Source organism: Streptomyces sp. NPDC001493 (assembly GCF_053597235.1).
In genome coordinates this window covers 118,206-141,145 of the sequence record NZ_JBSFHV010000012.1, presented here as the reverse complement: position 1 = coordinate 141,145, position 22,940 = coordinate 118,206, and the positions used below count along the sequence as shown (strand labels likewise).

Sequence of the window (22,940 nt, the reverse complement as noted above, 5' to 3'; positions counted from 1 at the left end):
TCCATGCGTACGCCCCACCCCCGCGGCCACGAGCCCATCACCGTGCTGGACCTCTTCTCCGGATGCGGGGGCTTCACCCAGGGTTTCCACGAGTTCCGCCCCGACGGACCGGAGGCCTCGTCTCCCGCGTTTCGGAGTGTTGCGGCTGTGGAACACGACACGGCCGCAGCCGCCACGTACGCGATGAACTTCGGCGAAGAGCGCAGGAACAGCCAGGTGCAACCTGCCCGTGTCCACCTCGGCGACATCGAGCAGTGGTCTCCGTCGACAGAGGAGCTGGATGCGGAGGTAGTCATCGGCGGGCCCCCGTGTCAGGGATTCTCGGCGTTGAACCGGAACAAGACGGGAACCGAACGCAACAAGCTCTGGGAGGAGTACGTACGCGTCGTCACGGAGGTCAGGCCGAAGATCTTCGTCATCGAAAATGTCGATCGCTTCCTGAAATCGGACGAGTTTCAGAACCTTCTGAGTGAAGTATCCGAAGGCGGACGCCTTTCGGACTACGCGCTCGTCGATCCTCCCGGTTTGAAACCGACCGACGCGGGCGAGGCCCGGACCAAGAAGTACCTTCTCAACGCGTGTGACTACGGCGCGGTCCAGGCCCGTCGTCGTGCCATCGTCATCGGGGTCCGGAAGGACATGCACAGCGCCCGCACCATGCTCTATCCCGAGCCGACACACATGCGCCGACCCAAAGCACTCAGAAACCCCCATGCGAGTGTCATGGAAGTCGGAATCGACACACCCCTCCCGTACTGGATCGCTGTGGACGACGTCTTCCGCGAGACCCGGTCACGGAGGATCACAGGAACCGAGCTCCCGGACTCCAAGAAGCACGTACACGACATCAACGCCATGGTCCCCGGCGTGTTCACGACGGAAGATCTCCATTTCGGTCGAAATCCCGAATTGATCTCCCGCGCACGCTACAAGGCAATCCCTACGGGCGGAAACCGCAAGGATCTCCGCGACAAGTGGTTCACCCTCACCGACGCCGGAGAAATCAGGATCCTCGAGGAATCTGATCTCTCGACCGTCAGGACGAAGTTCGAATATCTCTCGACCGCCAGCTGGGACAGCCACAACACGGGTACCGGGGACGTCATGGGGCGCCTGCGTCAGGGGGAGCCTTCCGTCACCATCAGAACGGAGTTCTTCAAGCCCGAGAAGGGACGCTATCTCCACCCGACCGAACCCCGCCCCATCACTCATTACGAGGCCGCGCGAATCCAGGGTTTCCCTCGCGATTTCCGCTGGTGCGGCTCGAAGACCGAGATCGCCCGGCAGATCGGGAACGCCGTTCCCATTCCACTCGGGAAGGCTATAGCCTCTGCTATTCACGCCTACCTTCGCGGCACCGCGGACTGAGGCGATAACGCGACGCAGGGCGTGACCTTCCTCGGACGAGCGAGGGTCCGGACGTACGGCACCCGCGTACGGGTAAATCGGTCGCCAGGGCTCGGCGCCCCGTGCTGCACTGCCGCCATGACCCTGATGGTGAGCGTGTTCGTGCTGGACGGCGCCGGTGAGTCGCGTGTGCTGGACACCCCCGAGGGCTGTTCGGACCTGGCCGGGCCGGAGGTGTGGCGTACGAGGGTCTGGGCGTCGGAGGCCGTACGGGCGCTCGGGGCGCGGTTCTTCCCCGAGCTCGCGGAGGGGTGGCTCGTGGCGCAGCCCGACGAGGTGGCCGAGCTGCTGGACGAGTGCGCGCTGGTGCGGGGGAACCTCGTCTCCGTCGCACGCCGGAGGGAGGGGGAGGAGACGGCGGGGGACGTGCCGCTCGCCGACGCGGTACGGGGCATCCGGGACCGGCTGACGAACATCGAGGACGCCTGCCGGCGGGCCCTGGCGATCGGCGGCGGCGTCCTCGTCTGGTGAGGGCAGGTGAGGGCGGGCACGGGCAGGTGAGGGCCGGTGAAAGCCGGTCAAAGCGCGGGGGCCGTAGCCGGAATCCGGCGGCCCGAGCAGCCCGCCCCCGCCCAGCGCCCCGCCCGAGCCCGCCCCACCCCGCCCAGCGCCCCGCCCGAGCCCGCCCCGCGCCCACCACCGACCGCGTGCCGCCCCGCGCCCCCCACCCGGCGCCCGGCCCGGCGCGCGCGACCCCCGCGTGGCCCGCGCGCCTCCCGCGCCCTCCACCGCACGCCCTGCCCGCCGCGCTCACCTGTGGTTACGTTGATGGACGCACCGCGGACCACCGGGGCTCCGCGCGGAGATCCCGGTCCGGATCGCGGTGTGCGCTCCAGCGAGGCGGGCCGGTTCCTGGCCGGTCCGTGGGAGCCCTGCGTACCCCGAACCGGAGGTTCCGGCATGACCGTCTCCCGTACCGCCTCCTCGCCCGTCCCCATCTCCCCGAGGCCCGTGAGGCGACGCGTCGTCGCTCTCGCGGGGGCCGCCGCGCTGACGCTGGGGGCGCTCGCGGTCGCGCCCGGGGCTGCCGCCGCCCCGGAGGCGGCCGCCGAGCCCACCGTGGCCGCCGTGCCGGGCGGGTGCGCGTACACCGCGACCTCGAACCGGCCGGTGCTCCGGGCCGGCAGCAGCGGGGCCGCGGTGAAGCAGGCGCAGTGCCTGAGCAACGTGTGGGGAGGGCTGGTGCCGAAGCTGGACGTCGACGGGAAGTTCGGGGCCGCCACCCAGGCGAAGGTCAAGTGGATCCAGGGGTGCCACGGGCTGCCGAAGGACGGCGTGATCGGTGGCCGGACCTGGGAGGCGCTGTATGACCCGGTGCCGGACTGCTACGACCCGTATCCGGGCTGATCCCGGTCCGCACCCGCCCCCGTGAGCAGGTCCTGGAGCGCCGGCGCGTAGAGGTCCGCGAGGCGCTCCGGGGTGGTGCGGGAGCCTTCCCCCTCGGGGTGCAGGCTCAGGGCGGCGCCGAGGCCGATGAGCTGGCCCGCGGCGAGTTCGGCGCGGAGCGCTCCGTCGGGTCCGGGGAGCCGGGCGGCCAGCCGCTGGGTGACCTGCTCGTGGAAGCGGTGGCGCAGCAGGACGCGTTCGTCGCGGTTGCCGAGCGAGAAGACCACCCGCAGGAAGGGGTCGGAGCCGTAGGCGCGGCGGCGGCGGACGAGGGTGAGGACCATGTGCCGGCCCAGCCGGTCCAGCGGGGCGTCGAAGATCGCGTCGGCCTCGGGGCCGAAGTCGGCGACGGCGCCGAAGAGCTCGTCCTTGCGGCCGAAGTGCTTGACCACCAGGGACGGGCTCACTCCGGCGTCGGAGGCGATGCCGCGGATGGTGACCTCGGCGTACGGGTTCCGCATGAACGCCCGCCGGGCCGCCAGCAGGATCGCCGCCTTGCCGCTGCCGGCGTCCGGTACCCCCGCGGATGCACCCGGCGTCCCGGACACGTCGTGCCCCCCGGGTGAACGGCGTGAACCGGGTGAACCCGGCTGTACGGCGTGCGCTGCGGCCCGGCCGGTCATGCGCCCTCCTGAATGGCTCTGGCCGGCGCACCTGCCTTCCGGTCCGCCCGCTCCTTCGTCCCTGCGACCGTACCCGCCTTCGCGCGGCCCGCTCCCGGCAGCAGCAGGGTGACCAGCAGCGCGAGCAGGGCCGCGGCCCCGGCGATCACGAAGACCAGCTGGTACGCGTGGAGCGTCGGCGCGGTGAGGCCGCCGACCCGGAAGGTCACGTTGCTCAGTACGGCGGCGACGGCGGCGCTGCAGAAGGCCTGGCCGACCGAGCGCATCAGGGTGTTCAGGCCGTTCGCGGCGCCCGTCTCGCTGACGGGTACGGCCCGCATCACGAGGGCGGGGAGCGCGGAGTAGGCGATGGCGGTGCCCGACGCGACCACGGTCGCACCGGCCACGATCGTCCAGAGGCTGTGGCTGGTGAAGTAGCGGACCCCGTACCCGACGGCGATGATCACCGAGGCCACCGCGAGGCTGACCTTCGGCCCGTACACGGCGGAGATGCGCGCGGACACGGGCGACAGCAGCACCATCGCGACCCCGCCGGGCAGCAGGCAGAGCCCGCTGACGACGATCGACGCGCCGAGCCCGTACCCGGTGGCCTTCGGCTCCTGGACCATCTGCCCGGTGACCAGGGAGTTGGCGTAGAAGGCGAAGCCGATGAGGAGCGCCGCGAGGTTGGCGTGGAGGACGGCGGGTCGGGCGGAGACCCGGAGGTCGACTATCGGGCTCGGCGCGCGGAGTTCGTACGCGCCCCAGAGCAGCCCGATCAGTACGGCGGCCGCCAGGAGGCCGAGGGTGAGCGGGGAGGTCCAGCCCCATTCGCCGCCCTGGGTGACGGGGAGCAGCAGGCAGACGAGTACGGCGGCGAGCCCGAGCCCGCCGACGGCGTCGAAGCGGCCGCGGTTGCGCACCGGTGACTCCGGTACGAAGAGCAGCACCAGTACGAGGTCGAGCAGGGCGATCGCGCCGGAGACCCAGAACATGGTGTGCCAGTCGAAGTGCTCGACGACGAACGCGGCGACCGGTACGCCCACCGCGGCGCCGATGCCGAGGGTGGAGCTCATCAGGGCGACGGCGGGCAGGACGCGTTCCGGGGGGAGTTCGTCGCGCAGGATGCTGATGCCCAGCGGTACGACGGCGAGCGCCGCGCCCTGGAGCGCGCGGCCGGTGATGAGGACGCCGATGTGCGAGCTGATCGCACAGAGCACCGAGCCGGCGAGGAGCGAGCAGAGCGAGGCGAGCAGGACGCGCCGCTTGCCGTACATGTCGCCGACGCGGCCCAGGACCGGGGTGAAGACCGCGCCGGTCAGCAGGGTGATGGTGACGAGCCAGCTCGCGGCGGCCGGGGTGGCGCCGGTGAGTTCCGGGATGTGCGGCAGCAGCGGGACGACGAGCGTCTGCATGACCGCGACGACCACGCCGCAGAAGGCGAGGATGCCCATGGCCAGGCTCGCGGACGACGGGGTCGTGGCGTCCGGGCCTGCCGGGTGGGCGGTGGGCCGGGCGGGCGTCGGTGGCGGGGTGGGTATGTCCGCGGGCATGCGTTCTCCGGGAGGCGGTGAGGGCGCCGGACGGCGGGTGAGGGCGCCGGAAGGCGGTGAGGGCGGCACGCCCGGTGGGTGCACAGGCGTCCACCTCCAGGGTAAACGCCTGTGCACCCCTCTGTCTCCGGGGTCCGTGGATCGGGCACGTATCGGCGCGTTAGCCTCGGAATCCCCGGACGCCGACACCGGACGTGTCGCGACGGGGCTCGGACGACAACACGAAAGCGAAGGTGCCTGCCATGGCGAAGATCCCGGCAGCGGCAGTGGCGGCGAGCGGACTCGTCGGCGGTTACGGGGTGGCCCGGTGGACCCGGAAGCGCCCCCTGGGCGGCGCCGCGCTCGCCGTGGCCGGGGCGGTCGCCGCGTACGAGTGGAACCGGACGGCCGGCCCCCGCGCCGCCACCGGCCTGACCACGGCGTACGTCGCCGCCTTCGCCGGATCGCACGTGCTCGCCAAGAAGCTCGGCGCCTGGCCCGCCGTCTTCACCGTCGCCGGCGGGGTCGCCGCCGCGTCCTGGGTCGTCACCCGCCGCACGGCCTGAGGGACGCCCGGTGCCGGGCGGGAACGCGAACCCTGCCCGGCGGCGGACGGGAGCGCCGGGCAGGAACGCTGAACCCGCCCGGTGCCGGACGGGAACGCTGAACCCGCCCGGCGCCCGCATCACGAGCCGCGCCCCGCGCCTATCCCCCCAGCGCCCGCGACACCGTGTAGATCGCGAGTCCGGCCAGCGCGCCGACCACCGTGCCGTTGATCCGGATGAACTGGAGGTCGCGGCCGATGTGGGCCTCGATCTTCTTCGAGGTCTGGTCGGCGTCCCAGCCCGCGACGGTGTCGCTGATCAGCGAGGTGATCTCGGTGCGGTACGTGGTGACGACATAGGCCGCCGCGTCCTCCAGCCAGCCCTCCAGCTTGTCCTGGAGCCGCTCGTCCGTGGCGAGGCGGGCGCCCAGCGACATCAGCGAGGCCCGCGCGCGCAGCCGTAGTTCGCTCCGCTCGTCCTCGGCCGCCGCGATGATCATCGTGCGTACGGAGGACCAGGCGGAGGCGATCACGTCCTGCACCTCGCGGCGCCCCAGGATCTCCGACTTCAGCCGCTCCACGCGTTCCCGGGTGTCCCGGTCGGTCTGGAGGTCGGCGGCGAAGTCCGCCAGGAACGTGTCGATGGAGTCGCGCGCGGGGTGGCCCGGCATGTCCCGCATCTCCGTGACGAACCGCAGCAGCTCCTTGTAGACCCGCTCCCCCACGCGCTTGTCGACGAACCTCGGGGTCCAGCCCGGCGCCCCGCCCTGCACCGCGTCCATCACCGCGTCGCCGTGCAGGACCAGCCAGTCGTGCGCGCGGACGCAGACCAGGTCCACGACCCTGCGGTGACCGCCGTCGGCCACCACCTTCTCCAGCATCTTCCCGAGCCCGGGCCCGATCTCCACCGCGTCGGCCCGCCGGGTGATCGCCTCACCGACGATGGCCTGCACATCGGCGTCCCGCAGCACGGTCAGCGCCCCGCGCAACGCGGTCGCCAGCTCGGCGGTGACCCGGTCGGCGTGCTGGGGCTCCGCGAGCCAGGCGCCGACCCGCCCGCCGATGCCCAGCGCGTGGATCCGGCCGCGCACCACGTCGGCGGAGAGGAAGTTCTCGCCCACGAACGACCCGAGCGAGGCCCCCAGCTGGTCCTTCTTCGTGGGGATGATCGCGGTGTGCGGGATGGGCAGGCCGAGCGGCCGGCGGAAGAGGGCGGTCACGGCGAACCAGTCGGCGAGCGCACCCACCATGCCCGCCTCGGCCGCGGCGGCGACGTAACCCGGCCAGCCGCCCACTCCCGCGTTCTTCGCCCAGGTGGCGAGCGTGTACACGAGCGCGACCAGCAGGAGCAGCCCGGTGGCGGTGGTCTTCATCCGGCGCACCCCGCGCCGTTTCTCCTCGTCGGCGGCGGTGTACGCGAACGAGGCCAGGGGGGCGGCGGCCCGCCCGGTCCCGCGCGGAGCCCGTGCCGTACGGTCGGAACCCGGCGGAGTGTCCGGACTCACCGCAGCGTCCGGACCCACGGAAGCACCGGGAGCACCGGCACCCACCGGAACATCCGCACCCGCCGCACCGTCCGGATCCGGATCTCTGTCGTGTTCCGGCCCCGTGCTCGCGCCCGGTTCATTACGATCCACCGCGTCCCGCCTCGCTTTCCTGCCGTGCCCCGGTCCGCCGAACGCGCGGTCCCGTACGACCGCGTCATCCGCTCGCGTACACGTCTTCCCCCGCCGTACGCATTGTCCCCACTGTCCTACTCCCGGGCGGCCCGCCCAGTTCCCGGCGGCCGTCGCGCACCGTTGTCCCGGGAAGTCCGGGCCGAGCAGGAGGAGCCGTACCGCACATGTCCAGGGTCGTCCGCAGTGACCAGGCCGGGCCGGGCCCCGGCCCCCGCGAGCCCGGCGGGAGCCCCGGGCCGGATGCCCGGCGGCGCAGGCGCTCCCTGCTCCTGGTCCTGGTGACCGTCACCGCCGTACTCGCCGCGGCCCTCGCCGTCGGTACGGCACGGCTCACCGATCCCCGCGACACCGGGCTGCGGGCGTCCGGCCGGCACCCGGCCGGCCACGAGTCCTCCGCGGCGAGCGGCCGGTGGGTCGCCACCTGGACGGGGGCGCCGGTGCGCGCCGACCCGGTGGCGGCGCGCGACCTGGCGGGCACGACCGTACGCAACTCCGTGCACAGCAGTACCGGCGGCGACGCGGCGCGCATCACCCTCTCGAACCTCTTCGGCACCGGCCCCCTGGTGGTCGACCGGGCGCGGGTGAACTCCCGCCCGGTGACGTTCGGGCGCGCGGGGAAGGTCACCGTCCCGGCGGGCGGGCAGGTCGTGAGCGACCCCGTGCGGACGAGGATCGCGGCCGACTCGAACCTGGTGGTGTCCTTCCGTACGCTCACGACCGGCGGGCACATCACCCAGCACCCGGGCGCGTTCCAGACCTCGTACCTGGTCCGCGCGCGCACCACCTCGCCCGTCGACGACTGGCGTTATCTGACGGCCGTCGACGTGTTCAGTACGACCGCCCAGGGCACGATCGTGGCGTTCGGCGACTCGCTCACGGCGGGCAGCGGCTCCACGCCCGGCGCCAACCGGCGCTGGCCCGACCTCCTGTCCGACCGCCTGAAGGGCCGCTGGGGCGTGGCGAACCAGGGCATCTCGGGGAACCGCCTGCTCTCCGACGGCCGGGGCGGCATCGCGGGCACCACCCGCTTCGCGCGCGACGCGCTGGGCGTCACCGGCGTGCGCACGGTGATCGTCGCGCTCGGCATCAACGACGCCCAGACCGCCGCCTACGGCCTCGACCCGCAACGCGTCGTGGATGCGCTGCGCCGGCTCACCGCCCAGGGCCACGCGCGGGGGCTGCGGGTGATCGGGGTGACGCTGACGCCCTTCGAGGGCATCGGGAACTACACGCCCGCCCGCGAGGCCATCCGCCAGGAGGTCAACGAACAGATCCGGGCCGGAGGCGTGTTCGACGGGTACGTGGACTTCGACGCGGTGGTCCGCGACCCCGCCGTACCGCAGCGCATCCGGGCCGACTACGACAGCGGCGACCACCTGCACTTCAACGACACGGGGTACCAGGCTCTCGCCGACAGCATCGACCTCGGCCTGCTGACCGGCGGCCCGAAGGGATAACCGCTTCCTGCCGGATCAGCTCCGGCACCGGCAGCGGCCCGGCACCCGCCTCAGAGCAGCTTCTTGCCGCCACCGGCTCCGTGCGCCTCACCCGGCCCGTCCACCGCCCGGGGGACTTCCGCCCGGCCCACCGCGTCCGTCGCCGCCTTCGCCCTCGCCTCCGCTTCGGCTTCCCTGCGGCGGCGGCGCTCCGCCTTGCTCCACTTGTGTTCCACGCCGACGCCGCCCATCAGCGCGAAGCCGGTGACGGTCACCCTCGGCGCGTCCGGGGCGGGTTCACCCTCGTCCCTGGACCGCTCGTCGAACCCGCCCATGAAACCAGTCCCGTTGACCCGCAGATGGACGTCCGGCGGCACGGTGACCACCGTCCCGCCCATGATCGCGACGCAGCGGATCGTCACCTCGCGCTCCGCGAAGCGGGCCTCGCGCAGATCGACGACCCCGCCGCCCCACATCACGAACGAGGTGAACGTCCGGCCCACGGTCCAGCGGCCCTTGCGGCTGAAGCCGCCCCAGAACGCGAACCCGCCCTTCGACGTCGGCTCCCCGCCGATCCGCTCCGAACGCCCCGGCACCGCGGCCCCGCCCACGTCCGGCAACGGGCTTCCCGCGACCGGCAGATCACGGACGAGCGGAGTCAACTCGCCCCGCGTGCGGGCCTTGTAGGCCGCTTCCAGCCGCTGCTCGAACTCCCCCATGTCCAGGCGGCCTTCGGCCATGGCGTCCCGCAGGATCTCCGCGATCCGTTCCCGCTCGGCGTCGGAGGCGCGCATGTCGGGGAGTTCACTCGTCATGGCGCACACCCTACGCACGGCACGCACCACCGGACCAGAGCCCCCTCGCCGCGCGGCGGGGACGGACCCCGCGCTACGCGGCGGGGTGCGGGCGCGCCGCGTACATCCGGGCGATCACGTCCTCGATGTCGGGCTCCCGCACCGAGAGGTCCTTCAGCGGATACTCCGCCGCGATCCGCGCCACCAGCGGCGCCACGGAAGCGTCGGCCGGGAGCGCCAGCCACTGGCGCGGCCCCTCCGTCCTGAGCACCCGCGCCCGCAGCGGCCCCGCCGACTCCACCGCGATCGGCGGGAGTTCGCGCTCCAGGTCCACCATCAGGACGCGTTCGCCCCCGCCCGCACCGTGCAGCCCGGCGAGCGCACCGTCGTACATCAGCCGGCCGTGGTCGATCACCATCACCCGGCGGCACAACTGCTCGATGTCGGTGAGGTCGTGGGTGGTGAGCAGCACGGTGGTGGACCGCTCCTCGTTGAGGTCCTTGAGGAACTGCCGCACCTTGGTCTTGGAGATGATGTCGAGCCCGATCGTCGGCTCGTCCAGGTACAGCACCTCCGGATCGTGCAGCAGGGCCGCCGCGATGTCGCCGCGCATCCGTTGCCCGAGGGAGAGTTGCCGCACCGGCTTGTCCAACAGATCGGCCAGGTCGAGGAGTTCGACGCACCGGTCGAGGTTCTCGCGGTAACGCGCGTCCGGGATGCGGTACATGCGGTGCATCAGCCGGTACGAGTCCTTCAGCGGCAGGTCCCACCAGAGCGTGGTGCGCTGCCCGAACACCACCCCGATGCGGTGCGCCAGCCGGGTGCGGTCCCGCGACGGGTCGACGCCCGCGACCCGCAGCCGGCCGCCGCTCGGGGTCAGGATGCCCGTCAGCATCTTGATCGTCGTCGACTTGCCCGCACCGTTCGGGCCGATGTACCCGACCATCTCGCCGCGCGCCACCCGGAAGCTGATCCCGTCCACCGCGCGGACCTCACGGCGCTCGCGCCGCAGGAAGCCCGCCCTGCGGCGCACCTCGAAGACCTTCTCCACCCCGTCCAGCTCGATGAACGAACCGTCGGCCACCGAGGCCCGTACGCCCTCCGCCACCACAGTCCCCGCCGCCACCGCCGTCCCCGCCGAGGCCACCGCCGTCGTCGCCGCCGCACCCGTGTCCGCGTCCCGCGCCATGCCCGTACCCGCTCCCGTCTCCACGCCAGAACCCGTCCCCACGACCCCGCCTCCGGTCGACACGACCCACCCCTCTCCCGGTCAACTTCCCGTGCTCCGGTACGCCCGCAGCCCCGTGCGCCACGCCAGCCAGGCCGGCAGCCCGCACCCGGCCGCGACCACCGGCGGCAGGAACGCCACCCACTCGGGCAACGCCACCGGGTAATCCCGCCCCAGTACGTACAGCGCGGGCAGCCAGCTCACGAAGGCCAGCGGCACCACGAACGTCACCCCGCGCACCAGCTCCCGGGCGAAGACCGAGGGCGGGTACTGCAACAGCGTCTGACCGCCGTACGTGAAGGAGCTCTGCACCTCCGCCGCGTCCAGGGCGAAGAACTGGAGGGCCGACCCGCCGACGTAGACCGCCCCGAAGACCGCTCCGCCGCTCACCACCGCCACCGGCACCAGCAGCACCTTCAGCGGGGTCCAGTCGATGTCCAGCACCACCAGGGCGTACCCCAGCACCATCAGTCCCTGGGCGATGCGACCCACCCGGCGCAGCGCGAACCGGTCGGCCGCCACCTGCACCAGCACCGGCACCGGGCGCACCAGCAGCGTGTCGAGGGTGCCGTCCCGCACCCGCTCGCCGATCTTGTCCATGGACCCCAGCAGCAGGTCGGCCAGCCCGAACGCGGTCGCCGCCATCCCGTACAGCAGGGCGATCTCCGGCAGCGAGTAGCCGCCCAGCGCGTCGACATGGCGAAACATCAGCATGATGGTGACGAAGTCGAAGACGGTCGCGAGGAAGTTGCCGAGCGTGGTCATCGCGAACGACGCCCGGTACGCCATCGTCGAGCGGATCCACATCCCCGCGATGAGCCGGTAGGCGCGGATCCCCTCCAGCAGCGGCGACCGCTCACCGGGGCCGGGCCGGGCGGAGGCGTCGGGCCCCGCCCCCCGTCCCGTACGCGCGCCCCCGTCCGTACCGCTGCCACCGACGCCGTCGACGCCCTCGGCGAGCACCGTGTCAGCCACCCTGCACCACCACCCTCCTCGTCGCGACGGACTGGAGCAGCCGGCCCGCCAACAACAGCACCAGCGCCCAGCCGGCCTGGAAGGCGAACGCCCCCACCAGGTCCCACCCGGTGCGCTCGCCGAGGAACACGTCGGCGGGCACCTGGAGGAACGCCGACCACGGCAGGGCCCGCGCCACCTCGCCCAGCAGTCCCGGGAACAGGTTCAGCGGCAGCAGCAGCCCCGAGAAGAACAGCCCCGTCAGCCAGCTGATCTGCAGCACCCCCGCCCCGTCCATCAGCCAGAACGCGGCCAGCGCGACGAGGAAGCGGATGGCGAAACTGACCACCACTCCGAGCACCACCGACACCAGGAACGCCAGCCACGTCCACGGCGAGGCGGGCAGGGCCAGGTCGAAGGCGAGCGCGCCGATCGCCATCGGCACGATCCCGCGCCCCAGGAAGTGGAACGCCGCCCGGCCCAGGTCGCCCGCCAGCCACCAGAGCTGGAGGTCGGCCGGGCGGTAGAGGTCGATCGCGATGTCCCCGGTGCGGATCCGCGCCATCAGGTCGTTCTCGAAGCCGCCGCCCATCATCGAACACGTCATCAGCAGCGCCTGGCCCAGCCAGACGAAGGTCAGTGCCTGGGCGGTGTCGTAGCCGCCGAGGTCCGGCCGCTCGGCCCAGAGCGCGGTGTAGGTGTACGCGACGATGAAGCCGAAGACCGTGTTGGTGAAGGTCCCCGCCACCGTCGCCATCCGGTACGTGGCGTGCCGGCGGAACCCGCCCGCGGCCACCACGGCATAGACCCGCACGTCTCTCCCCCTTCCGGAACCAAACCCTTCCGGCACCAAAGCGCCCGACCCTAGTCCAGGCCCGCTGCACCCGGCGACCTCTTTTCCGGGGGCGCGCACGGCATTCCGCGGGGCGTACCGGGGCGCAACCAGGTGCGTTCCGAGGGTTATCGACGCGAAAGGGGCAGTATGGGAGAACTGTCCGCGGCCGAGGAGTCTTCACCGACATGAGCGACGAGCCAGAGCGCTGGGCCCCCCGGGACCCCTCGGGGGAACCTTCCGGAGACGAAGGCGCCGCGCCCGCCGGGGAGGAACACCCGCACGGAGCGCCGCACGGAACGCCGCACGGGGACGCAACGCCACACGGAACACCGGACGGCAAGGCCGCGAAGAAGCGCGCGAAACGCCCCAAGCGGAAGGGCTGGCGCCGCCTCGTCCCGACCTGGCGGATGGGGCTCGGGGCCGTCCTGCTCGTCGCCGTCCTGCTCGTCGGCGGATTCATCGCCGGGTACCAGCTCGTCGACATCCCCGCCGCGAACTCCAGCGCCACCGCCCAGAGCAACGTCTACCTCTACCGCGACGGGGCGGTCATCGCCCGCGACGGCGACGTCAACCGGGAGAACGTCCAGCTCGCCCAGGTCCCCCGGGACGTCCAGCACGCGGTGCTCGCCGCCGAGGACCGCAACTTCTACTCCGAGCGCGCCGTCGACATCGGCGCCATGGTCCGCGCCGCCTGGAACACCCTCACCGGCAAGGGCACGCAGGGCGGTTCGACCATCACCCAGCAGTACGTCAAGAACTACTACCTGGGCCAGGAGCAGACGGTCGTCCGCAAGGCCAAGGAGTTCTTCATCGCGATCAAGCTGGACCGCGAACAGACCAAGGACCAGATCTTCGAGGGGTACCTCAACACCAGCTACTTCGGCCGCAACGCCTACGGCATCCAGGCCGCGGCCCAGGCGTACTACGGCAAGGACGTCACCGACGTCGGCGTCGCCGAGGGCGCGTACCTCGCCTCGCTCCTCAACGCCCCCAGCGCGTACGACGTCGTCGCCCACCCGGAGAACAAGCCGGCCGTCCTCGCCCGCTGGAACTACGTGCTCGACGGCATGGTCAAGGAGGAGTGGCTCGGCGCCTCCGCACGCGCGGCGCTCACCTTCCCGCCGCCGGACGGGGCGAAGACCTCCACCGGCCTCTCCGGACAGCGCGGTTACCTCGTCAACGCCGTCAAGGACTACCTGACCGGCCACGGAATCGTCGACGAGGAGACCCTCGCCACCGGCGGCTACCGGATCACCACCACCCTGGAGAAGGAGAAGCAGGACGCCTTCGTGGACGCCGTCGAGGAGAACGTGACCTCCCGGACCGACGACAGCCGCGCGGCCGACCGCAACGTCCGCGTCGGCGGCGCCTCCATCGACCCCGCCACCGGCGAGGTCCTCGCCCTGTACGGCGGGATCGACTACACCCGGCAGTACGTCAACAACGCGACCCGCCGCGACTACCAGGTCGGCTCCACCTTCAAGCCGTTCGTCTTCACCGCCGCCGTCGCCACCGACGCGACCACCCAGGACGGCCGCCGCATCACCCCGAACACCCGCTACGACGGCACCAACGAGCGCCCCGTCCAAGGGCGCCGGGGCGACACCGGGTACGCCCCCGCCAACGAGGACGACGTCAGCTACGGCTCCATCACCGTCCGCGAGGCCACCGACAAGTCCGTCAACGCGGTGTACGCGCAGATGGCGGAGGACGTCGGCCCGGAGAAGGTCAAGGAGACCGCGATCGACCTCGGCGTCCCCGAGGACACCCCCGACCTGACCGCCTCCCCGTCCATCGCGCTCGGCCCGGCCACCGCGAGCGTGCTCGACATGACCGAGGCGTACGCGACCCTCGCCAACCACGGGCGGCACGGCACCTACACCCTGGTGGAGAAGGTCACCAAGGACGGCCGGAGCATCTCGCTGCCCGACCGCACCACCCGGCAGGCCGTCAGCAGGCAGGCCGCCGACACCACCACCGCGATCCTGCGGAGCGTCGTCGAAGGCGGCACCGGTACGGCCGCGCGGGGCGCGGGCCGCCCCGCCGCCGGGAAGACCGGCACCGCCGAGGAGGACAAGGCCGCCTGGTTCGCCGGCTACACCCCCGACCTCGCGACGGTCGTCGCCGTCATGGGCCAGGACCCGGACACCGGAACGCAGGAGTCCCTGTACGGAGCCCTCGGCCAGTCCCGCGTCAACGGCGGCGGCGCCCCGGCCGAGACCTGGGCCGACTACACCGCGGCCGCCCTCGAAGGCTCCGAGGTGCGGGACTTCGACCTGGACCTGGCGGAGGGCAGCGACGAACCCGACCCCTCCGAGGAGGATTCGCCGCCCACCGACCCGGACTCCCCGTCGGACATCCCGAGCAGCGACACCCCCACCACCCCCGCCGGCACCACCCCGGCCACCCCCGGCCCGACCGCCACCGGCGCGGGCGGCACCACCGGCGGCGGCCCCACCGGAGGCGGCACCGCCGACGGCGGCAGCACGAACGGCACCGGCGGGAGCACCGCGAACGGCGGAACCGGCAACGGCGGCATCAGCGAGGGCGGTACGAACGGCGGCGGGGAGACCGGCGGCACCACCGGGGAGACCGGCGACGGCGGCGGCCCCACCGGGGACGGCAGCGCGGGCGGAAGCCCGGCCGGGGGTGCCCGGGGCCCGGACCGGGGGCCGGCCCTCCCGTACCCCTGGCGCTGAGACCCGCGAACGCCCGGCGGTGGGACCGGCGAACCCCTCGGCGCCGAGGGGTTCGCCGGTCCCGGGCGCTCAGTGCCCCGAAGTCGCCTTCAGCCCCACCACGGACACCAGCAGCAGACAGACGAAGAAGATCCGCGCGGCGGTCACCGGCTCGTGCAGCACCACCATCCCGAGCACCGCCGCACCAGCGGCCCCGATCCCCACCCACACGCCGTACGCCGTACCGATCGGCAGCGACTTCGCCGCCTGCGCCAGCAGCAGCATGCTGGCCACGATCCCGAGGACGGTGAACACGCTCGGCCACAGCCGGGTGAACCCCTCCGCGTACTTCATACCGATCGACCAGCCCACTTCGAGCAGACCGGCGACGATCAAAAGAACCCAGGCCACGACGGCCACCTCCGACGACGAACGCACGGAACAACACGGACCGCGTCGTCTTTTCCTGCCCGGTACGGCGCGTCTCGTCGGGTCCGTCCACCGTAGCAACAAACGCGGTGGGGCCCGGTGACCGCGGTCACCGGGCCCCACAGGGACGAAAAGGCGGCTACAGATACAGCCCCGTCGAATCGACCGACCCCTCGAAGCGGTCCGCCGCCACCGCGTGCAGATCCCGCTCCCGCATCAGTACGTACGCCACGCTCCGCACCTCGACCTCGGCGCGGTCCTCGGGGTCGTACAGCACCCGGTCCCCGGGCTCCACCGACCGCACGTTCTGGCCCACGGCCACCACCCTGGCCCAGGCCAGGCGGCGGCCCACGGCGGCCGTCGCGGGAATGAGAATGCCGCCGCCGGACCGGCGCTCGCCCTCCGGCGAGTCGGACCGGACCAGCACACGGTCGTGCAGCATGCGGATGGGCAGCTTGTCGTCCTGGGTGTTGTCGCTCACGCCCCGCAACCTACCCGCCGGACCACCGCCCGTACGCCGTAGGGGTACGTCCACCCGCATCCGCGCCACGACGCGTATCCTCCCCGCACCGCGGGGCGACGGCCGAGCGGCCGGATCCACCGGACCGGCCACGCCCGGACACGACCTACCGGCGCCGACGGCCCTTCGGCCGCCGCGCCGACACGACCAGCAGACCCACCACACCGACCGCGAGCAGCGCCACCGGCACCACCCGCTCCAGCCGCGGCGAACCGTCCTCCGCCACGAACCGCGCCTTCACGTCCGAGACCGAACGATTCACCGCGACGTACGCGCGGCCCGCCGTACGGTCCACCTTCTCGGCGACCATGGCCTTCGCGTCACCGATGATCGTCTTCGGGTGCACCCGCACCCCGATCTCGTCGAGGACCACAGCCAGCTGCTCACGCCTGCTGATGATGTCCGCCTCGATCTGCGCAGGGGTCCTCGTATCCGACACTGCGCCGCCTCCGTGGTGGTCGTCCGGTAAACCTTCATCGACAGTCTGTCAGCTCGACCGCCCGCACACCCGGCGGCACCCCTATTACGCTCGGTCGCGTACACCCCACGCGCCACCCGAGGAGAACCATGAGCGAGCGCCTCCAGCCCGGCGACACCGCCCCCGCCTTCACCCTTCCGGACGCCGACGGCAAGGACGTGTCGCTCGCGGACCACAAGGGCCGCAAGGTGATCGTCTACTTCTACCCCAAGGCCCTTACCCCCGGTTGCACCAAGCAGGCCTGCGACTTCACCGACAACCTCGACCTGCTGACCGGCGCCGGATACGACGTCATCGGCGTCTCCCCCGACAAGCCGGAGCTGCTCGCGAAGTTCCGCGACCAGGAGAACCTCAAGGTCACCCTGGTCGCCGACCCGTCCAAAGAGGTCCTCGCGGCCTACGGCGCGTACGGCGAGAAGCAGAACTACGGCAAAACGGTGACGGGCACCATCCGGTCCACCTTCGTCGTCGACGAGCAGGGCCTCATCGAGCACGCGTTCTACAACGTCCGGGCCACCGGCCACGTCGCGAAGATCATCAAGGACCTCAAGATCTAACCCCTCCCCCTCGGGCAAGCCCGTCGGAAGCCGTCACCCGAGACGCAGAAACCGGCAGGAACCTGTCGCGATCCGGCAGGAACCTGTCGTGATGCTGTGAGGGACCTCGCAAAAACCCCCTGAATCGGTTTGCGACCGCCATGACCGCAAAGAAGCCCTCCTTGGAACACCCTCCGAGGAAAGGACCCGGCCATGGCGGCCACCGAACCCCACCAGGCGGCCGACCCCGACGCGGTCAGGCGCCACCCCACGCTCTTCCGGGCCGTCCGGAAACGCCAGAACCCCAGACTCCGCCGCACCGACATCACGGTCACCGACGACCAGGCCGTCAAGCGCGCGGTGAAGGCGGCCTCCCTCGGCAACGCCATGGAGTGGTTCGACTTCGGCATCTACTCCTACCTCGCCGTCACCCTGGGCCACGTCTTCTTCCCGTCCGGGAACGACACGACCCAGCTACTCTCCTCCTTCGCGACCTTCGCCGTGGCCTTCCTCGTCCGGCCCCTCGGAGGCATGGTCTTCGGCCCGATGGGCGACAGGATCGGCCGCAAGAAGATCCTCGCCCTCACGATGATCATGATGGCGATCGGCACCTTCGCCATCGGCCTCATCCCCTCGCACGGAACGATCGGCATCTGGGCACCCGCCCTGCTGATCTTCTTCCGCATGCTCCAGGGCTTCTCCACCGGCGGTGAGTACGGCGGCGCCTCCACCTTCATCGCCGAGTACGCCCCCGACAAGCGCCGCGGCTTCTTCGGCAGCTTCCTGGAGTTCGGCACCCTCGCCGGATACGTCGGCGCCGCCGGCCTGGTCACCGCGCTCTACGCCCTCCTCGACACCGGCCAGATGGAGAGCTGGGGCTGGCGCATCCCCTTCCTCGTCGCGGGCCCCCTCGGCCTCGTCGGCCTGTACCTCCGGCTCCGCCTCGACGAGACCCCCGCCTTCCAGAAGCTGGAGGGCGGCACCGCCCACGCCTCCGAGGCCGCCGACGGCGTGGAGACCACCGCCAAGGGCGACCTCGCCAAGATCTTCCGCGACTACTGGCCGACGCTCGTCCTCTGCATCTGCCTGGTCGGCGCGTACAACATCGCCGACTACATGCTCCTCTCGTACATGCCGACCTACCTCTCCGACGAGCTCGGCTACAGCGAGACCCACGGGCTGCTGATCCTGCTCGTGGTGATGGTCGTCCTCATGCTGCTCATCAGCCAGGTCGGCAAGCTCTCCGACCGCTTCGGCCGCAAGCCGCTGCTGATGGCGGGCATGCTCGGCTTCCTGGTGCTCTCGCTGCCGTCGTTCCTGCTGATCCGGCAGGGCAGCATCCCGGCCATCACCATCGGCATGCTGATGCTGGGCCTCTCGCTGCTCTGCATGCTCGGCACCATGTCCGCCGCCCTCCCGGCCCTCTTCCCGACGAACGTCCGGTACGGCTCCCTCTCGGTCGGCTACAACCTCTCCGCGTCGATCTTCGGTGGCACGACCCCCCTCGTCATCACCGCGCTGATCAGCTGGAGCGGTACGAACCTGATGCCCGCGTACTACGCGATGGCCGCCGCCCTGGTCGGCGTCGTCTCCGTGGCCTGCATGAAGGAGACGGCCAACAAGCCCCTCGACGGCTCCCCGCCCTCGGTGGAGACCCCGGAGGAAGCGGCGGAGCTCGTCCACGCGCAGTCGCCGGACCCGAAGTTCTGAGACAGCTCCCGCACGGAAGGGCCCGCATCGCTTCGGCCGGTCGAAGCGGTACGGGCCCTTCCACATCTCATCGCATGACGGACGTGACTGTCCGATTACCGGTTCGTTGCTCCGTACGAGGCCGCGAACGCGCGGCCGGACGGGGGAAGAAGAGAGATGCCGGTCAGCCCGTACACCCACCAGGTCCTGTCGGAGGCAGCCGCATCGTCACGGACGATGTCCGAGGCCATGACCAGGCTGGGACTGGAGCCTTCGAGCGGCTCCCGGTCCTACCTCCTTGAGCGCATGAGAAAGATGGGCATCCCGACATCGCACTTCGAGCGGGAGGGGGCACGGTGGACCAAGGAGGTACTCGAACCGGCGGTCGCCGCTTCGACGACCATGGTGGGCGTCCTGCGTCTTCTGGGACTGGACGCGGTGGGTGGAAACCACTCCCACATCAGCCGCCGAGTCAGGTCCCTGGGGATCGACACCTCTCATTTCGCGGCACCGCGCTCTTCGAAGGGCCGTCGGCATCGCACTCCGGAGGAGCTGCTCGTCGAACAGGCCCCCGCCACGGCACGCCGCGAGCAGAGCGGCCGGCTGAAACGAGCCCTGGTGCTCCTCGGCATCGAGGAACGTTGTACCGGGTGCGGTGTCGCCGGGACCTGGCAGGGGCGTCCACTGCCGCTGGAGGTCGACCACATCGACGGCAACTGGCGGAACAACCGGGCGGAGAACCTCCGCATGCTCTGCCCCAACTGCCACTCGACCACTGATTCGTACCGGGGCCGGAGCAGCAAGCGTTCCCGAGCCGTCCGAAGCAGTTCGGCCCGCACGTCGACGGCGGCACGGTGAGCACGCCCCGGAGGTACGACCGGGCGGCCCTCGCCGACGCGGCCGCCACGTGCCACACCATCGACGAAGTCATCGCCCACCTCGGCACGCCCCCGTACGAACGGCTCGGCCGCTACCTGATGAAGCGGTTCGCCCATTTCGGCATCGACGTCTCGCATTTCCAGCCCACGGGCAGGCATCGGCGCCCGAGCCCCGACCGGGTCGTCGAGGCGGTCGTGCGGTCCGTCAGCATCGCCGAGACGCTGCGCCGCCTCGGGCGGCCGGACACCGGCACCCAACGCGCGCAGCTCCGTGCGTGGGTGTCCGAGCAGGGCATCGACACGTCGCACTTCCTGGGACAGGCCCATCAGCGTTCCAGGCCGTCATACGTGCCGAGAAGGCGCCCCGAGGACATCCTCGTGCGCCACACCGGCCCGCGAAGCCGTGCGGCCCGGCTGCGCCAGGCTCTGCTCGATCTGGGAACGCCACATGAATGCGCCGGATGCGGCACGGAAGCCGTTTGGTGCGGGAAGCCGATGACGCTGGAGATCGATCACATCAACGGCGACCCATGCGACGACCGCCGCGAGAACCTGCGGATTCTCTGTCCCAACTGCCATGCGGTCACCAGCACATGGTGTCGGGGAGGTACCCGTTCGGCTGCCACGTGATCGAATCCTGGTTCCTGCCCGGGCAGGAACCAGTCTCCGTCAGTGCCCAGTAAACTAGGTCTCGCTCTCCGCCCGTACGATGACGGGCAGCCTGCGGCGGTGGTGCAACTGGCGACACAGCAGACTTAGGATCTGTGGCCCGTGAAACGGCTTGAGGGTTCGAATCCCTTCCGCCGCACCCTGGACGGCCTGCGCTTCGAGGAATCGACGCGCAGGCCGTTTCTGCTGCCCGCGTCTCTCAGCCCACCAGCTCCCGCACCACCGGCGCCAGCGCGCGGAACGCCTTGCCGCGGTGGCTGATGGCGTTCTTCTCCGCCGGGGTGAGCTCGGCGCAGGTACGCGTCTCGCCCTCGGGCTGGAGGATCGGGTCGTAGCCGAAGCCGTGCGCACCGGCCGGGGCGAACCGGAGGATGCCGGGCATGCGGCCTTCGACGACGCGCTCCGTACCGTCGGGGAGGGCGAGGGCGGCGGCGCAGGCGAAGTGGGCGGCGCGGTGCGGGGTGTCGATGTCGCCGAGCTGGGCGAGGAGCAGGTCGAGGTTGGCCTGGTCGTCGCCGTGCCGGCCGGCCCAGCGGGCGGAGAAGATGCCGGGGGCGCCGCCGAGGACGTCGACGCAGAGGCCGGAGTCGTCGGCGATGGCCGGGTGGCCGGTGGCCTTGGCCAGGGCGTGGGCCTTCAGGAGGGCGTTCTCGGCGAAGGTGACGCCGGTTTCCTTGACGTCCGGGATCTCGGGGTACGCGTCCGCGCCGACGAGTTCGTGGCTGAGGCCGGCGTCGGCGAGGATCGCGTGGAGTTCGGTGATTTTCCCGGCGTTGCGGGTGGCGAGGATCAGGCGGGTCATGGATCGATTGTCACTCCTCGCCGTCGCGGAGGAGTTCCCGGCCCTCGCCCCGCCCCATCCGCTTCAGGGTGAGCAGACCTTGCCGATCTCGCCGGCGGCGTCGGTGACCGGGCCGATGTCGGGGGTGGTGTCGCCCGCTTCGATGGAGGTGCGGACCTCGTCGACTCCGGCCCGGAGGTCGTCGACGGCCTTGCCGAGGTCGGCGTTGTCGGTGGTGTCCTTGAGGTTGCCGAGTTCCTGGTCGATCCGGTCGAGCGACTCGGAGGCCTGGGTCACGTCGCCCGAGGCGTTGGAGACGGCCTGCTGGAGGTTGTTGACGCTGGTGGCGATGGCGTCGGCGGTACGGACGCAGTCGAGGGCCTTGTCGACGGCGCCGCATCCGGCTGCCGCGGTCAGGGTCAGTGCTGCGGCGGTGACGGCGAGTGCGGTGCGGTGGTGGTGGCGGCGCAGAGCCATGGTGCGGTCCCTCCCCGGGGTCGTCACATGGAACGGTCGTCACATGGACGGGTCGTCACATGGAACGGTCGTCGCATGGAACGGTCGTCACATGGACGGGCGCACGGTTCGACCCGTGCGCCCGTGTCTGTGACGACGCTGTGCGGTGCGTTCTTGGTTGCTTCTTTACCCGGGGAAGGGTGGGTGTTACGCGCCCGGGGTGCCGAGGGTGCGGGCGAGTGCCTCGTTCTGGAAGGCGGCGAGGTCGGCGCAGCCGGCGGTGGCGAGGTCGAGGAGGGCGTTGAGTTCCTTGCGGTCGAAGGGCTCGGCCTCGGCGGTGCCCTGGACCTCGACGAAGCGGCCGTCGCCGGTGCAGACGACGTTCATGTCGGTCTCGGCGCGGACGTCCTCCTCGTAGCGGAGGTCGAGGAGAGGGGTGCCGTCGACGATGCCGACGCTGATGGCGGAGACCGTGCCGGTGAGGGGCTTGCGGCCGGCCTTGACGATCTTCTTGCCCTGGGCCCAGGTGATGGCGTCGGCGAGGGCGACATAGGCGCCGGTGATGGCGGCGGTGCGGGTGCCTCCGTCGGCCTGGAGGACGTCGCAGTCGAGGACGATGGTGTTCTCGCCGAGGGCCTTGTAGTCGATGACGGCGCGCAGGGAGCGGCCGATCAGCCGGCTGATCTCGTGGGTGCGTCCGCCGATCTTGCCGCGGACGGATTCGCGGTCGCCGCGGGTGTTGGTGGCGCGGGGGAGCATGGAGTACTCGGCGGTGACCCAGCCTTCGCCACTGCCCTTGCGCCAGCGCGGTACGCCTTCGGTGACGGAGGCGGTGCAGAGGACTTTGGTGTCGCCGAAGGAGACGAGTACGGAGCCTTCGGCGTGCTTGCTCCATCCCCGTTCGATGGTGACGGGGCGGAGCTGGTCGGGGGTGCGGCCGTCGATGCGAGACATGGCGTCGACTTTATCCGTTGGCGGGGGCGGGTCCGTTCGGGTGCGGTGGGGCGCCGTTCGGGTGTCGTCGCGGCGTGGCGTGGCGTACGGAGGTGTGCGGTGCGGGCCGGGGCGGGTGGCGCGCGGGGGTGGTGTCCGGGGCGGGTGCCGGGTGCGGACCGGTCGGGCCGGCACCCGGCAGGGGGTGACAGGGGGCTGCTGTCAGCCGGTCACGCCGTCACATCATGTCTTCGATGTCGGCCGCGATGGGGTCGGCGTCGGTGCCGATGACGACCTGGATCGCGGTGCCCATCTTGACGACGCCGTGGGCTCCGGCGGCCTTGAGGGCGGCTTCGTCGACCTTGCTGGGGTCGTGGACTTCGGTGCGGAGGCGGGTGATGCAGCCTTCGACCTCGTCGATGTTCTCGATACCGCCGAGCCCGGCGACGATCTTCTCAGCCTTGCTGGCCATGTCCTTCTCCCTGTCGCAGCGTGC

At 71.5% G+C, this 22,940-nt stretch carries 24 protein-coding genes, 1 tRNA gene and 1 riboswitch; of the genes, 11 read left to right on the top strand and 14 right to left on the bottom strand.

What is annotated here, in order from left to right; translation table 11 throughout:
- Nucleotides 1-3: 3 nt before the first annotated feature.
- The 3 genes from ACWCWD_RS18900 (at nt 4) to ACWCWD_RS18890 (ending at nt 2,754) form a co-directional block, all read left to right on the top strand.
- Nucleotides 4-1,368, top strand: a complete 1,365-nt coding sequence (locus ACWCWD_RS18900) for a DNA cytosine methyltransferase (protein ID WP_450773928.1) — start codon at nt 4-6, stop codon at nt 1,366-1,368.
- A 117-nt stretch (nt 1,369-1,485) separates the two neighbouring features.
- The gene (locus tag ACWCWD_RS18895; RefSeq protein ID WP_450773927.1) at nt 1,486-1,878 is read left to right on the top strand and encodes a hypothetical protein; all 393 of its coding nucleotides are present in this window, start codon (nt 1,486-1,488) and stop codon (nt 1,876-1,878) included.
- 429 nt (nt 1,879-2,307) lie between these two features.
- Entirely contained in the window at nt 2,308-2,754 is a 447-nt protein-coding gene (locus ACWCWD_RS18890) for a peptidoglycan-binding domain-containing protein (RefSeq protein ID WP_450773926.1), read from the top strand.
- Here ACWCWD_RS18890 and ACWCWD_RS18885 read toward each other — a convergent pair.
- Nucleotides 2,733-3,341, bottom strand: coding sequence for a TetR/AcrR family transcriptional regulator (locus tag ACWCWD_RS18885; RefSeq protein WP_450773925.1), 609 nt, complete (start codon nt 3,339-3,341; stop codon nt 2,733-2,735). The genes ACWCWD_RS18890 and ACWCWD_RS18885 overlap by 22 nt on opposite strands.
- 71 nt (nt 3,342-3,412) lie before the next feature.
- Nucleotides 3,413-4,948, bottom strand: a complete 1,536-nt coding sequence (locus tag ACWCWD_RS18880) for an MFS transporter (RefSeq protein ID WP_450773924.1) — start codon at nt 4,946-4,948, stop codon at nt 3,413-3,415.
- Between the two features lie 242 nt (nt 4,949-5,190).
- Between ACWCWD_RS18880 and ACWCWD_RS18875 the strand changes: the two genes are divergently transcribed.
- Complete coding sequence (locus ACWCWD_RS18875) at nt 5,191-5,493, top strand: hypothetical protein (RefSeq protein WP_450773923.1); 303 nt, start codon at nt 5,191-5,193, stop codon at nt 5,491-5,493.
- 139 nt (nt 5,494-5,632) lie between these two features.
- Here the strand turns inward: ACWCWD_RS18875 and ACWCWD_RS18870 are convergent, their stop codons facing one another.
- Nucleotides 5,633-7,021, bottom strand: coding sequence for a DUF445 domain-containing protein (locus ACWCWD_RS18870; protein WP_450773922.1), 1,389 nt, complete (start codon nt 7,019-7,021; stop codon nt 5,633-5,635).
- A 407-nt stretch (nt 7,022-7,428) separates the two neighbouring features.
- Between ACWCWD_RS18870 and ACWCWD_RS18865 the strand changes: the two genes are divergently transcribed.
- Entirely contained in the window at nt 7,429-8,607 is a 1,179-nt protein-coding gene (locus ACWCWD_RS18865) for an SGNH/GDSL hydrolase family protein (protein WP_450774019.1), read from the top strand.
- A gap of 50 nt (nt 8,608-8,657) precedes the next feature.
- Here ACWCWD_RS18865 and ACWCWD_RS18860 read toward each other — a convergent pair whose 3' ends face one another.
- From ACWCWD_RS18860 to ACWCWD_RS18845, 4 genes are all read right to left on the bottom strand, one after another.
- Complete coding sequence (locus ACWCWD_RS18860; RefSeq protein ID WP_450774018.1) at nt 8,658-9,380, bottom strand: DUF1707 SHOCT-like domain-containing protein; 723 nt, start codon at nt 9,378-9,380, stop codon at nt 8,658-8,660.
- 94 nt (nt 9,381-9,474) lie between these two features.
- Nucleotides 9,475-10,569 (bottom strand): ABC transporter ATP-binding protein, encoded by a 1,095-nt coding sequence (locus ACWCWD_RS18855; protein ID WP_450774017.1) that lies wholly within the window; start codon nt 10,567-10,569, stop codon nt 9,475-9,477.
- Between the two features lie 81 nt (nt 10,570-10,650).
- Nucleotides 10,651-11,454: an ABC transporter permease gene (locus tag ACWCWD_RS18850; RefSeq protein ID WP_450774016.1), complete on the bottom strand. Its 804-nt coding sequence runs from the start codon at nt 11,452-11,454 to the stop codon at nt 10,651-10,653.
- Nucleotides 11,455-11,575: 121 nt separating this feature from the next.
- Nucleotides 11,576-12,376: an ABC transporter permease gene (locus tag ACWCWD_RS18845; protein ID WP_450773921.1), complete on the bottom strand. Its 801-nt coding sequence runs from the start codon at nt 12,374-12,376 to the stop codon at nt 11,576-11,578.
- Between the two features lie 206 nt (nt 12,377-12,582).
- On the opposite strand from ACWCWD_RS18845, the gene ACWCWD_RS18840 reads away from it, so the two are divergent.
- A complete protein-coding gene (locus ACWCWD_RS18840; RefSeq protein WP_450773920.1) occupies nt 12,583-15,096 on the top strand; it encodes a transglycosylase domain-containing protein in 2,514 nt (837 codons plus the stop codon).
- 69 nt (nt 15,097-15,165) lie between these two features.
- On the opposite strand, the gene ACWCWD_RS18835 is transcribed toward ACWCWD_RS18840, so the two are convergent.
- The 3 genes from ACWCWD_RS18835 to ACWCWD_RS18825 form a co-directional block, all read right to left on the bottom strand.
- On the bottom strand, nt 15,166-15,486 hold the full coding sequence (locus ACWCWD_RS18835) for a DMT family transporter (RefSeq protein WP_328721466.1): 321 nt from the start codon (nt 15,484-15,486) through the stop codon (nt 15,166-15,168).
- Nucleotides 15,487-15,525: 39 nt separating this feature from the next.
- Nucleotides 15,526-15,592: riboswitch (guanidine-III (ykkC-III) riboswitch) on the bottom strand.
- Nucleotides 15,593-15,643: 51 nt separating this feature from the next.
- On the bottom strand, nt 15,644-15,985 hold the full coding sequence (locus tag ACWCWD_RS18830; protein WP_266704824.1) for a GroES family chaperonin: 342 nt from the start codon (nt 15,983-15,985) through the stop codon (nt 15,644-15,646).
- A 145-nt stretch (nt 15,986-16,130) separates the two neighbouring features.
- The gene (locus ACWCWD_RS18825) at nt 16,131-16,463 is read right to left on the bottom strand and encodes a DUF3618 domain-containing protein (protein ID WP_450773919.1); all 333 of its coding nucleotides are present in this window, start codon (nt 16,461-16,463) and stop codon (nt 16,131-16,133) included.
- Between the two features lie 128 nt (nt 16,464-16,591).
- Here ACWCWD_RS18825 and bcp point away from each other — a divergent pair, with 128 nt between their 5' ends.
- The 5 genes from bcp (at nt 16,592) to ACWCWD_RS18800 (ending at nt 20,413) form a co-directional block, all read left to right on the top strand.
- A complete protein-coding gene (gene bcp / locus ACWCWD_RS18820; RefSeq protein ID WP_450773918.1) occupies nt 16,592-17,059 on the top strand; it encodes a thioredoxin-dependent thiol peroxidase in 468 nt (155 codons plus the stop codon).
- A gap of 192 nt (nt 17,060-17,251) precedes the next feature.
- Nucleotides 17,252-18,748: a glycine betaine/L-proline transporter ProP gene (gene proP, locus ACWCWD_RS18815; protein ID WP_450773917.1), complete on the top strand. Its 1,497-nt coding sequence runs from the start codon at nt 17,252-17,254 to the stop codon at nt 18,746-18,748.
- A gap of 156 nt (nt 18,749-18,904) precedes the next feature.
- Entirely contained in the window at nt 18,905-19,585 is a 681-nt protein-coding gene (locus tag ACWCWD_RS18810) for an HNH endonuclease signature motif containing protein (RefSeq protein ID WP_450773916.1), read from the top strand.
- A complete protein-coding gene (locus ACWCWD_RS18805) occupies nt 19,582-20,235 on the top strand; it encodes an HNH endonuclease (RefSeq protein WP_450773915.1) in 654 nt (217 codons plus the stop codon). Before ACWCWD_RS18810 ends, ACWCWD_RS18805 begins: the two co-directional genes overlap by 4 nt.
- A 93-nt stretch (nt 20,236-20,328) precedes the next feature.
- Nucleotides 20,329-20,413 (top strand) — tRNA-Leu (locus ACWCWD_RS18800).
- A 60-nt stretch (nt 20,414-20,473) separates the two neighbouring features.
- Here ACWCWD_RS18800 and rdgB read toward each other — a convergent pair.
- From rdgB to ACWCWD_RS18780, 4 genes are all read right to left on the bottom strand, one after another.
- Entirely contained in the window at nt 20,474-21,076 is a 603-nt protein-coding gene (rdgB, locus tag ACWCWD_RS18795; RefSeq protein ID WP_450773914.1) for an RdgB/HAM1 family non-canonical purine NTP pyrophosphatase, read from the bottom strand.
- Nucleotides 21,077-21,139: 63 nt separating this feature from the next.
- Nucleotides 21,140-21,532, bottom strand: coding sequence for a hypothetical protein (locus tag ACWCWD_RS18790; RefSeq protein ID WP_450773913.1), 393 nt, complete (start codon nt 21,530-21,532; stop codon nt 21,140-21,142).
- Nucleotides 21,533-21,718: 186 nt separating this feature from the next.
- Nucleotides 21,719-22,465, bottom strand: a complete 747-nt coding sequence (gene rph / locus ACWCWD_RS18785; RefSeq protein ID WP_327176008.1) for a ribonuclease PH — start codon at nt 22,463-22,465, stop codon at nt 21,719-21,721.
- 217 nt (nt 22,466-22,682) lie between these two features.
- Complete coding sequence (locus ACWCWD_RS18780; protein ID WP_266704842.1) at nt 22,683-22,916, bottom strand: PTS glucose/sucrose transporter subunit IIB; 234 nt, start codon at nt 22,914-22,916, stop codon at nt 22,683-22,685.
- Nucleotides 22,917-22,940 lie beyond the last annotated feature (24 nt).

Bases quoted from the DNA above. Each gene is read 5' to 3' on its own strand.
- ACWCWD_RS18900 (WP_450773928.1), top strand. From the start codon at position 4: ATGCGTACGCCCCACCCCCGCGGCCACGAGCCCATCACCGTGCTGGAC.
- ACWCWD_RS18895 (WP_450773927.1), top strand. From the start codon at position 1,486: ATGACCCTGATGGTGAGCGTGTTCGTGCTGGACGGCGCCGGTGAGTCG.
- ACWCWD_RS18890 (WP_450773926.1), top strand. From the start codon at position 2,308: ATGACCGTCTCCCGTACCGCCTCCTCGCCCGTCCCCATCTCCCCGAGG.
- ACWCWD_RS18880 (WP_450773924.1), bottom strand. From the start codon at position 4,948: ATGCCCGCGGACATACCCACCCCGCCACCGACGCCCGCCCGGCCCACC.
- ACWCWD_RS18875 (WP_450773923.1), top strand. From the start codon at position 5,191: ATGGCGAAGATCCCGGCAGCGGCAGTGGCGGCGAGCGGACTCGTCGGC.
- ACWCWD_RS18860 (WP_450774018.1), bottom strand. From the start codon at position 9,380: ATGCGCGCCTCCGACGCCGAGCGGGAACGGATCGCGGAGATCCTGCGG.
- ACWCWD_RS18855 (WP_450774017.1), bottom strand. From the start codon at position 10,569: ATGGCGCGGGACGCGGACACGGGTGCGGCGGCGACGACGGCGGTGGCC.
- ACWCWD_RS18840 (WP_450773920.1), top strand. From the start codon at position 12,583: ATGAGCGACGAGCCAGAGCGCTGGGCCCCCCGGGACCCCTCGGGGGAA.
- bcp (WP_450773918.1), top strand. From the start codon at position 16,592: ATGAGCGAGCGCCTCCAGCCCGGCGACACCGCCCCCGCCTTCACCCTT.
- proP (WP_450773917.1), top strand. From the start codon at position 17,252: ATGGCGGCCACCGAACCCCACCAGGCGGCCGACCCCGACGCGGTCAGG.
- ACWCWD_RS18810 (WP_450773916.1), top strand. From the start codon at position 18,905: ATGCCGGTCAGCCCGTACACCCACCAGGTCCTGTCGGAGGCAGCCGCA.
- rdgB (WP_450773914.1), bottom strand. From the start codon at position 21,076: ATGACCCGCCTGATCCTCGCCACCCGCAACGCCGGGAAAATCACCGAA.
- ACWCWD_RS18790 (WP_450773913.1), bottom strand. From the start codon at position 21,532: ATGGCTCTGCGCCGCCACCACCACCGCACCGCACTCGCCGTCACCGCC.
- rph (WP_327176008.1), bottom strand. From the start codon at position 22,465: ATGTCTCGCATCGACGGCCGCACCCCCGACCAGCTCCGCCCCGTCACC.
- ACWCWD_RS18780 (WP_266704842.1), bottom strand. From the start codon at position 22,916: ATGGCCAGCAAGGCTGAGAAGATCGTCGCCGGGCTCGGCGGTATCGAG.